Origin of the sequence: Streptomyces sp. SID5785 (assembly GCF_009870065.1) — a bacterium.
Taxonomy (GTDB): Bacteria; Actinomycetota; Actinomycetes; order Streptomycetales; family Streptomycetaceae; genus Streptomyces.
Window position 1 is genome coordinate 1 of record NZ_WWIA01000002.1, and the last position, 10,246, is coordinate 10,246.

Sequence of the window (10,246 nt, forward strand, 5' to 3'; positions counted from 1 at the left end):
GGGGGCCCGTACCGGACCTCGCCGAGCGGCACGCCACCGTGCGCGCGGAGGTGGAGCTCACCGGCGACCCGCGGCTCACCCGGCCACGGGCCGGAGGGGACCACGCGGCACCGGCCGCTGTCCTCGTCGAGGCGGACCTGGTCCGGGTGGCCTCGGCGGACGGCGGCGAGACCCGGGGCAGGACGCCGGTCCTGATCATCGCCGACGGCTCGGCGGAGCAGCGTGACACCTCGGGCGAGGGGCGGGACGCCACCGGCGAGGCAGGGGCCGCACGGCGGGCGGCGGACGGGCGGCCCCGCTGGCTGTCGCTGCTGCCGACCACCCGGCTCCGCGTCGAGGGCAGACTCGCTCCGCCACTCGTCGGCGGCGACCGGATCGCGGCCGTCCTGCGCATCGGAAAGGGCCGGCTCTCGCACGTCGTGGGTGAGCCCAGCCGGGCCCAGCGGCTGGCCGGCACCCTGCGCACGGGGCTGCGCGAGGCCACCGCGGGGCTTCCCGAGGACGCCCGCGCCCTGCTCCCCGGGCTCGTCGTCGGCGACACGGCCCGGGTCACACCGGAACTGCACACGGCGTTCCAGGAGACCGATCTGCTGCACCTCATGGCCGTCAGCGGGGCCAACTTCACCCTTCTGCTCGCCCTGTTGATCGGACCGCCGGGCATCGCGCACCGTGCCGAACGCCGCGGCCTCGCGCCCCGGGTCGGCCTGTCGCTGCGGACCACGGCGGCGTGCGGCGGGGTCCTTACCCTCGGGTTCGTCGTGGTGTGCCGGCCCGAGCCGAGCGTGCTGCGGGCCGCGGCCTGCGGGCTGATCGCCCTGCTCGCCATCGCCACCGGCCGCCGCAGATCCCTGATCCCTGCGCTGGCCACGGCGGTCCTGCTGCTGGTGCTCTACGACCCGTGGCTGGCCCGGAGTTACGGGTTCCTGCTCTCGGTCCTCGCGACCGGCGCCCTCCTGACCGTCGCCCCGCGCTGGAGTGCGGCCCTCGCGGCCCGCGGTGTACCGGCTCGGATCGCGGAGGCGCTCGGGGCGGCGGCCGCGGCGCAAGCCGTGTGCGCCCCGGTCGTGGCGGTGCTCGCGGCGCGGGTGAGCCTGGTGGCGGTGCCGTGCAATCTGCTCGCGGAGTTCGCCGTGGCGCCCGCGACCGTCCTCGGCTTCGCGGCCCTCGCGACGGCGCCCTGGGCGATGCCGGTGGCCAAGTGCCTTGCCTGGTGCGCCGGTTGGCCCGCGGGATGGATCGCGGACATCGCGCGGACGGGCGCCGCGCTGCCCGGCGGCGGGATCGACTGGCCGGGCGGCTGGCGCGGCGGCGCGCTGCTCGCACTCGCCACGGCGGTCCTGGTCGTGCTGGGGCGCAGAGCGGCCCGGTCGCCCTGGACGCTGGTGGGGTGCGCGGTGCTGCTGGTCCTGTTCGTCGTGCAGCCGCCGCCGGTCGCCCGGGTGATCACCGGCTGGCCCCCGCCGGGATGGCGGCTGGTCATGTGCGACGTGGGGCAGGGTGATGCGCTGGTCCTCGCCGCGGGACCGGGCACCGGGGTCGTGGTCGACGCGGGCCCGGACCCGCTGCTCGTGGACCGGTGCCTGCGCACGCTGGGCGTCACCCGCATCCCGCTGGTGCTCCTGACGCACTTCCACGCGGACCATGTGGCCGGCCTGCCGGGCGTGCTGCGCGGGCGGGAGGTGGCGGAGATCGGGACGACGGGGTTCGCGGAGCCGGCCGACCAGGCGGCGTTCGTCCGGCGGCTCGCGGCGCGGCACGCCATCCCGGTCAGCCGCGCGGTCGTCGGGGAGCGGCGTCGCGCCGGGCCCCTGGACTGGCGGGTGCTGTGGCCGCAGGCCGGTCCGGGGAGCCCGGAGCCGGACGGGCCGAACGACGCGAGCGTGACGCTGCTCGTGCGGACGGCGGGGCTGACGCTGCTGCTGCTCGGGGACCTGGAGCCGGCGGCGCAGCGGGCCCTGCTGCGGACGGCCGACGGGGCACGCCTGTCCGGGGTGGACGTGCTGAAGGTGGCCCACCACGGGTCGGCGTACCAGGACCCGGAGCTGCTGCGGCGGGCCGCGCCCCGGCTGGCGCTGATCTCGGTGGGTGCCGAGAACACGTACGGGCACCCGGCGCCCCGGACCCTGGCAGCGCTGCGCGGTCAGGGCGCGACGGTGCTGCGGACGGACCGTGACGGCGCGGTCGCGGTGGTCGGCGGCGGCGGCGGTGACGACGGCGACGGCGGCGACGGCCGTGGCGGAAGGGGAGGCGACGAGGGCCGCGTCCGCTTCGCTGCTACCGGTGAGTAGAAATGCCGCTGAGCTGGCGAAACGCTATCCGGAGTAGGTAATTCGGGTGAGTCGTGGGCACTCGGTCGTCTTCTCTGTCAATCCCGTGATGTGGGCCCGTGTTGCCTCGAAAGCCGCAACGATGGTCGAATGCTTCTTCGTTCATCACGCAACTACTGTTGTCAAGACGTCTCAGGGGTAGGTAGTTCATGTTCGGCCGCTGGCTGGGAAACCGTACGAACCGGGCTCAACGAACGAACCCCCTGGCGGCGATGACGGTCCCGCCCAGCGGCGGGATGCTCAGCTGCCGGGTCCTGGACCCCGTCAACGAGCCGGTGCGCAGCGCGGAGCTCGCCGTGAACGACGCCATGGGGCGCACGATGGTGACGGGGAGCACGGACCCGTTCGGCTCGTTCATGGCGACGGTGCCCTCCGGCGACTACCGGCTCGCGGTCACGGCCGACGGCTACACCCCCTATCGCGGGAACGTGACGGTGGCGGACAGCGGGCACGCCGCCGTCGGCGACATCACCCTCCAGGTCGCGCAGCCGCCCCTGCTGCCGGACCCGGGGGAGTGGGAGATCGAGCCGACGCACTCCTCGATCGCGTTCACCGCCCGGCACATCGGGCTGGCCCGGGTGCACGGCCGCTTCAACACGTTCGCCGGGGCGCTGCGCGTCGCCGACCGCATCGAGCAGTCGGCGATGCACGTCGTCATCGACGCGTCCTCCATCGACACGAACGTCAAGATGCGCGACGACCACCTGCGGTCGGCGGACTTCCTGGACGTCGACCGGTTCCCGACGCTGGAGTTCTACAGCGACCGGTTCGTGCACAAGGGCGGCAGCAAGTGGGGCATCACCGGCGCGCTCTCGCTGCACGGCGTCACGCGCACGGTCACGCTCGACGCCGAGTACCTGGGCATCGGCAACGGGATGGAGGGCGAGACCCGCGCCGCCTGCCGTGCCGTCACCGAGCTGCACCGCGACGACTTCACCGTCAGCTGGCAGACCATGCTCGCGCGGGGCATCGCCGTCGTCGGGTCCAGTGTCAAGATCGAGCTGGACGTCCAGATCGTGCCCAAGGGCTGAGTGCCGACTCCCGCCGACCGGCCCCGGACCGGTCTCGGTCAAGATGGTGGCGTGAGCGATGTGAGACACGTACTGGTGCTGCCCGACCGCGACGCCGCGGAGGAGGCGGCCGAGGCGCTCGGGGAGCGGTTCGGCGTCACCGAGGAGCCCCAGCTGGTCCGGGACGCGCTGGCAGGGGAGGACGACGCCGAGGACGCGCAGTGGCTCGTGGTCGTCGAGGACCCGGAGAGCCGGCTGGCGGCGGGTGCGCTCGACGCGTTCGCCGCCGAGTGGGACGGCTGGCGCGAGGAGCAGTAGACCGCGGCGGCGCCGGTCACCCGAGCGCGGGCGCAGGCGCAGGCGCGGGCGCGAGCCGGGCGGCCGGGGCTGTCAGTGCCCCGTGGGATGCTTGACCGCGATGGCCAGGAAGACTGCACACGACGATCCACTCGCTCCGCTCACCGTCGCGGTGGGCCAGGAGGACCTGCTGCTCGACCGCGCCGTGCAGCAGGTGGTCGCGGCCGCCCGCGCCGCCGACGCCGACACCGACGTACGCGATCTGACCCCCGACCGGTTGCAGCCCGGCACGCTGGCCGAGCTGACGAGCCCGTCGCTGTTCGCCGAGCGCAAGGTCGTCGTCGTGCGCGCCGCGCAGGACCTGTCGGCGGACACGGTCAAGGACGTGAAGGCGTACATCGCGTCGCCTGCCGAGGAGATCACGCTCGTCCTGCTGCACGCCGGCGGGGCCAAGGGCAAGGGGCTCCTCGACGCCGCGCGCAAGGCGGGCGCCCGGGAGGTGGCCTGCCCGAAGATGACGAAGCCGGCGGACCGGCTGGCGTTCGTGCGGGGCGAGTTCCGGACGCTGGGGCGGTCCGCGACGCCGGAGGCCTGCCAGGCGCTCGTCGACGCGATCGGCAGCGATCTGCGGGAGCTGGCCTCCGCCGTCGCGCAGTTGGGCGCCGACGTGGAGGGCACCGTCGACGAGGCCGTCGTCGGGCGGTACTACACGGGGCGGGCCGAGGCGTCGAGCTTCACCGTCGCCGACCGGGCCGTCGAGGGCCGGGCCGCGGAAGCGCTGGAGGCGCTGCGGTGGTCGCTCGCGACCGGGGTGGCGCCCGTCCTGATCACCAGCGCGCTGGCGCAGGGGGTGCGCGCGATCGGGAAGCTGTCGTCGGCGCGGGGCGGGCGGCCGGCCGATCTGGCGCGCGAGCTCGGGATGCCGCCGTGGAAGATCGACCGGGTGCGGCAGCAGATGCGCGGCTGGACGCCGGACGGGGTCGCCGTCGCGCTGCGGGCCGTCGCGGAGGCCGACGCGGGGGTCAAGGGCGGCGGCGAGGACCCCGGGTACGCGCTGGAGAAGGCCGTGGTGGCGGTGGCGCGGGCCGCGCGGGCACGAGGCTAGCCCCAAGGGTGGGAACGCCGTGTGCCCCCGTCCCGACCGGGACAGGGGCACACGGTTCACGCAGAGGATGAGCCGCACCCGCGTGGCGAACGCAGTCGCGTGCGGCTCAGGGTGCCGGCCGGGGGCGGATGAGAGAGGGCCCGCCCGGGTCCTGCCGGCTTGTTCAGTCGGTCAGACAGGTTCAGCCCTTGAGGGACGAGACCTTCGAAGCAAGCGCCGACTTCTTGTTGGCGGCCTGGTTCTTGTGGATGACGCCCTTCGAGACGGCCTTGTCGAGCTGACGCGCGGCAGCGCGCTGGTACTCGGTGGCCTTCTCGACGTCACCCGCGGCAGCGGCCTCGCGGGCCTTGCGGATCGCGGTCTTGAGGGAGGACTTGACGGCCTTGTTGCGCAGCCGCGCCTTCTCGTTGGTCTTGATCCGCTTGATCTGGGACTTGATGTTCGCCACGAAATGAGCCTTTGCAGGTTCAGGCACGGGGCCGGTGAGGTCCCGTACCGATGATTTTCACTGAGTGCGTGCCTCGCGCTGAGAGGGCATGAGACACAGCTGCCCACGGTACCAGCCGCCGTCCGACCGGCCCAAACCGGGCGCAGTCCCTCCGCCGTGGGACCATGGAAGCTACGTATCGTTCCCAACCGAGGCCGACCTGAGGCATAAGGCGCCTCAAGAGACAGGACCCTGCGTGCCCGCGACCCCTAAGCATGTGCCCGAGCCGAGCCGTACCGACCCGGCGCTGATCCGCAATTTCTGCATCATCGCGCACATCGACCACGGCAAGTCCACGCTCGCCGACCGGATGCTCCAGCTGACCGGAGTGGTCGAGCAGCGGCAGATGCGTGCTCAGTACCTCGACCGGATGGACATCGAGCGAGAGCGCGGCATCACGATCAAGTCCCAGGCGGTGCGTTTGCCGTGGGCCCCGACCCACGACAAGAGCGACACGCACATCCTCAACATGATCGACACCCCGGGCCACGTGGACTTCACGTACGAGGTCTCGCGCTCGCTCGCCGCGTGCGAGGGGACGATCCTGCTGGTCGACGCCGCCCAGGGCATCGAGGCCCAGACCCTCGCCAACCTGTACCTGGCGATGGAGAACGACCTCCAGATCATCCCGGTGCTCAACAAGATCGACCTGCCGGCGGCCCAGCCGGAGAAGTTCTCGGAGGAGCTGGCGAACCTCGTCGGCTGCGACCCCGAGGACGTGCTGAAGGTCTCGGCGAAGACCGGTATGGGGGTCGAGGCGCTGCTCGACCGGGTCGTGGAGCAGATCCCGGCCCCGGTCGGCGTCCAGGACGCGCCCGCCCGCGCGATGATCTTCGACTCGGTCTACGACTCGTACCGCGGCGTCGTGACGTACGTCCGTGTCGTCGACGGTCAGCTCAACAAGCGTGAGCGGATCCGGATGATGTCGACCGGCGCGACGCACGAGCTGCTCGAGATCGGGACGAACTCGCCGGAGATGCTGCCGGCCGACGGTCTCGGCGTCGGCGAGGTGGGGTACCTCATCACCGGCGTGAAGGACGTCCGCCAGTCCAAGGTCGGTGACACGATCACCAGCCAGAGCAAGGGGGCCGAGGAGGCGCTCGGCGGGTACAAGGACCCGAAGCCGATGGTCTTCTCGGGTCTGTATCCGCTGGACGGTTCGGACTACCCGGAGCTGCGCGACGCGCTCGACAAGCTGCAGCTCAACGATGCGGCGCTGGTCTACGAGCCGGAGACCTCGGCCGCGCTCGGCTTCGGCTTCCGCGTCGGTTTCCTCGGTCTGCTGCACCTCGACGTGATCCGGGAGCGGCTCGAGCGCGAGTTCGGCCTCGACCTGATCGCCACCGCGCCGAACGTGGTCTACCGCGTCGACATGGAGGACGGCACCGAGCACGTCGTCACGAACCCGAGCGAGTTCCCCGAGGGGAAGATCGACAAGGTCTACGAGCCGATCGTGCGGGCCACGATCCTCGCGCCGTCGGAGTTCATCGGCTCGATCATGGAGCTGTGCCAGACGCGGCGCGGCACCCTGCTCGGCATGGACTACCTGTCCGAGGACCGTGTCGAGATCCGCTACACGCTGCCGCTCGCGGAGATCGTGTTCGACTTCTTCGACCAGCTGAAGTCCAAGACGCGGGGCTACGCCTCGCTGGACTACGAGCCCACCGGCGAGCAGACGGCGAACCTGGTGAAGGTCGACATCCTGCTCCACGGCGACAAGGTCGACGCCTTCTCCGCGATCACGCACCGGGACGCCGCGTACTCGTACGGGGTGCGGCTCGTCGCCAAGCTGCGCGAGCTGATCCCGCGGCAGGCCTTCGAGGTGCCGATCCAGGCGGCGATCGGCTCCCGGGTGATCGCCCGTGAGACGATCCGCGCCATCCGCAAGGACGTGCTCGCCAAGTGCTACGGCGGTGACATCTCCCGTAAGCGGAAGCTGCTGGAGAAGCAGAAGGAAGGCAAGAAGCGGATGAAGATGGTCGGCTCCGTGGAGGTCCCGCAGGAGGCCTTCATCGCGGTGCTGTCCAGCGACGACGGGGGCGGCAAGGCCAAGAAGTAGGCCATTGCCCCTCCGGTTCGTCCGGAGATCTTCCGAGCGGGTCCGGTGCGCTGTCGCGTGCCGGGCCCGCTCTCTTCGTCCCGGCGACCCGCGGTCCGCGACCCGCGCCCCGCGCCTCGCGACAGGGGGCGGGACGTGGGGGAACGTGTGAAAGCGGTGTGCGATCCGGGGCAGTCGGGACGCCCCGGCCGGGAACCCGGGGAAGTTGAAGGCCGGAGCCTCTTACGCACCGGGCGAGTGCGCCTTACCCTGATCACTGCTCGATGGTTACTCACCAGTTAAACAAGCCGCACCGTCGCGGGCCCCGGAGGACGTCGTGAGCGACACACAGACCCTGATCGAGAACCGGCCGCCGTCCGTGGCGTCTCTCTTCCTGGAGCGCGTGGCCACGACCCCGGATGCCGAGGCCTACCGATACCCGGTGCCACCGGCCTCCGGCGAGGGTCCCGACGAGTGGAAGTCGCTGAGCTGGGCGCAGGCCGCGACGCGGGTCCACGCCATCGCGGCCGGGCTCGTGGAGCTCGGTGTGCAGCCCGAGCAGCGCGTCGCCCTCGCCTCCTCGACGCGGGTTGAGTGGATCCTGGCGGACCTCGGCATCATGTGCGCGGGCGCGGCGACCACGACGGTCTATCCGCAGACGAACGCGGACGAGTCGGCGTTCATCCTGTCCGACTCCGCGTCGAAGGTGCTCGTCGCGGAGGACGCGGCGCAGGTCGCCAAGGCGCGCGAGCGGCGCGCCGAGCTGCCCGAGCTCGCGCACGTCGTGGTGGTCGACGCGGCCGGTGTGGAGCCGGACGCCGCCGACCCCGACGGCTGGCTGCTGACGCTGGAGGACCTGGAGGCGCGCGGCGCCGCCTACCTGGAGAAGAACCCCGAGATCGTCGAGGAGCGCGTCGGGGCGATCCAGAAGGGCCAGCTCGCCACGCTCATCTACACCTCCGGCACCACGGGCCGCCCCAAGGGCGTGCGGCTGCCGCACGACAACTGGTCGTACATGGCGAAGGCGATCGCCGCGACGGGCCTGGTCACCCAGGACGACGTGCAGTACCTGTGGCTGCCGCTCGCGCACGTCTTCGGCAAGGTGCTGACCTCCGGCCAGATCGAGGTCGGCCACGTCACGGCCGTCGACGGCCGCGTCGACAAGATCATCGAGAACCTGCCGGTCGTGCAGCCCACCTACATGGCCGCCGTGCCGCGCATCTTCGAGAAGGTCTACAACGGCGTCGCGGCGAAGGCCCGGGCCGGCGGCAACGCCAAGTACAAGATCTTCCAGTGGGCGGCGGGCGTCGCCCGCGAGTACGCCAAGGTCACGCAGGACAACTTCCGCCGCACGGGTGTCGCCTCGGCGCCGTTCGGGCTCGCGTCGAAGCACAAGGTCGCCGACACGCTCGTCTACAGCAAGCTGCGCGAGGCCTTCGGCGGGCGGCTGCGCGCCTGCGTCTCGGGCTCGGCGGCGCTCGCCCCCGAGATCGGCTACTTCTTCGCCGGCGCGGGCGTGCACATCCTGGAGGGCTACGGCCTCACCGAGTCCTCCGCCGCGTCGTTCGTGAACCCGGGCGAGGCCTACCGCACCGGCACCGTCGGCAAGCCGCTGCCCGGCACCGAGGTGCGGATCGCGGACGACGGCGAGATCCTGCTGCGCGGCCCCGGCATCATGGAGGGCTACCACGGGCTGCCCGACAAGACGTCCGAGGTCCTGGAGTCCGACGGCTGGTTCCACACCGGGGACATCGGCGAGCTGTCCGTCGACGGCTACCTGAAGATCACCGACCGCAAGAAGGACCTGATCAAGACGTCGGGCGGCAAGTACATCGCGCCGGCCGAGGTCGAGGGCCAGTTCAAGGCCGTGTGTCCGTACGTGTCGAACATCCTGGTGCACGGCGCCGACCGGAACTTCTGCACCGCCCTGATCGCGCTCGACGAGCCGGCGATCCTGGAGTGGGCGAAGGAGAACGGCCTCGGCGGCGCCTCCTACGCGGACGTCGTCGCGGCCCCCGCGACCGTGCAGCTCGTCGAGGGCTACGTGCAGGAGCTCAACGAGGGCCTGCAGCGCTGGCAGACCATCAAGAAGTTCAAGCTGCTGCCGCGCGACCTGGACATCGAGCACGGCGAGCTGACCCCGAGCCTGAAGCTGAAGCGCCCGGTCGTCGAGCGGCAGTACAAGGAGCTGCTCGAGGAGATGTACGCGGGCTCCCGCGAGGGCTGAGCCCCGCCGCAGCTGCCGCCCGCGACCGCGCGCGGGCCCCGGACCGCACCGGGGCCCGCGCGCGGAATCGCGCATACCACTCTTGTCACCCGTCCCGGACCGGTTCGGTGACTCGCCGCTTATGAGCGGGCCCGGTCTGTCACTCTGTTCCTGTCGCCTCAGGCGTCCACGCCCGAACAGCCAGGAGCCGAACCGTGGGGTCCATTCCTCTTCAGCGGGAGACCACCTTCAGCACCGGGGACCTGTCCGACCGTCCGTACGACGACGGCCCGGACGAGGTCCGCACCTCGCTGCCCGGCAATCCGCTGGCCCCCGCCGCCGCCCGCCGCTTCGTGCGCGCCCTGTTCGCGGACCGGACCGCGAAGGCGGTCCCGCCCGTCGGCGACCGGCTGGCCGACGACGCGGTCGTCGTCGTCAGCGAGCTCGTCACGAACGCCGTGGTGCACGCCGGCACCGGCGTCGACCTCGTGTGCCGGCGCGACGGCCCCACCGCCGACGGCCCCGCGGGCCTCGTCGTCGAGGTCACCGACCACCACCCCACCCGCGCCGTGCGCACCGACCGTGCGGCCCGCACCCCCGACATCCCCGAGTACGGGCGCGGCCTCCAGCTCGTCGCCTCCCTCGCCGAGGCCTGGGGCATCACCTACCGGCCCGGCACGAAGACCGTCTGGGCCCGGCTGCCCGCCGACGGCACCGAGAGCGCCGAGCCCGCCCCGCAGCCCGCCGCCCGCCCGGACCGCCGCGGGCCGCGCGCC

At 72.3% G+C, this 10,246-nt stretch carries 8 protein-coding genes; 7 read left to right on the forward strand and 1 reads right to left on the reverse strand.

Features of this window, described 5'->3' with window-relative positions:
- From GTW43_RS00060 to holA, 4 genes are all read left to right on the forward strand, one after another.
- The coding region (locus GTW43_RS00060) for a ComEC/Rec2 family competence protein (protein ID WP_161299459.1) at positions 1–2,288 on the forward strand (2,288 nt) is incomplete at its 5' end.
- Positions 2,289–2,476: 188 nt separating this feature from the next.
- Positions 2,477–3,358: a YceI family protein gene (locus tag GTW43_RS00065; protein ID WP_161299460.1), complete on the forward strand. Its 882-nt coding sequence runs from the start codon at positions 2,477–2,479 to the stop codon at positions 3,356–3,358.
- A gap of 51 nt (positions 3,359–3,409) precedes the next feature.
- A complete protein-coding gene (locus tag GTW43_RS00070) occupies positions 3,410–3,655 on the forward strand; it encodes a hypothetical protein (RefSeq protein ID WP_161299461.1) in 246 nt (81 codons plus the stop codon).
- A gap of 100 nt (positions 3,656–3,755) precedes the next feature.
- Positions 3,756–4,739: a DNA polymerase III subunit delta gene (holA, locus tag GTW43_RS00075; RefSeq protein ID WP_161299462.1), complete on the forward strand. Its 984-nt coding sequence runs from the start codon at positions 3,756–3,758 to the stop codon at positions 4,737–4,739.
- A 181-nt stretch (positions 4,740–4,920) separates the two neighbouring features.
- Here the strand turns inward: holA and rpsT are convergent, their stop codons facing one another.
- A complete protein-coding gene (gene rpsT / locus GTW43_RS00080; protein ID WP_161299463.1) occupies positions 4,921–5,187 on the reverse strand; it encodes a 30S ribosomal protein S20 in 267 nt (88 codons plus the stop codon).
- Between the two features lie 235 nt (positions 5,188–5,422).
- On the opposite strand from rpsT, the gene lepA reads away from it, so the two are divergent.
- From lepA to GTW43_RS00095, 3 genes are all read left to right on the forward strand, one after another.
- Positions 5,423–7,285, forward strand: coding sequence for a translation elongation factor 4 (gene lepA / locus GTW43_RS00085; protein ID WP_161299464.1), 1,863 nt, complete (start codon positions 5,423–5,425; stop codon positions 7,283–7,285).
- A 316-nt stretch (positions 7,286–7,601) separates the two neighbouring features.
- On the forward strand, positions 7,602–9,491 hold the full coding sequence (locus GTW43_RS00090; protein ID WP_161299465.1) for an AMP-dependent synthetase/ligase: 1,890 nt from the start codon (positions 7,602–7,604) through the stop codon (positions 9,489–9,491).
- A gap of 242 nt (positions 9,492–9,733) precedes the next feature.
- Positions 9,734–10,246 (forward strand): ATP-binding protein (locus GTW43_RS00095; RefSeq protein WP_161299466.1); only part of this gene is annotated, 513 nt, incomplete at its 3' end.

Excerpts from the sequence above, each read along its gene's own strand:
- GTW43_RS00065 (WP_161299460.1), top strand. The coding sequence starts at position 2,477 with ATGTTCGGCCGCTGGCTGGGAAACCGTACGAACCGGGCTCAACGAACG.
- holA (WP_161299462.1), top strand. The coding sequence starts at position 3,756 with ATGGCCAGGAAGACTGCACACGACGATCCACTCGCTCCGCTCACCGTC.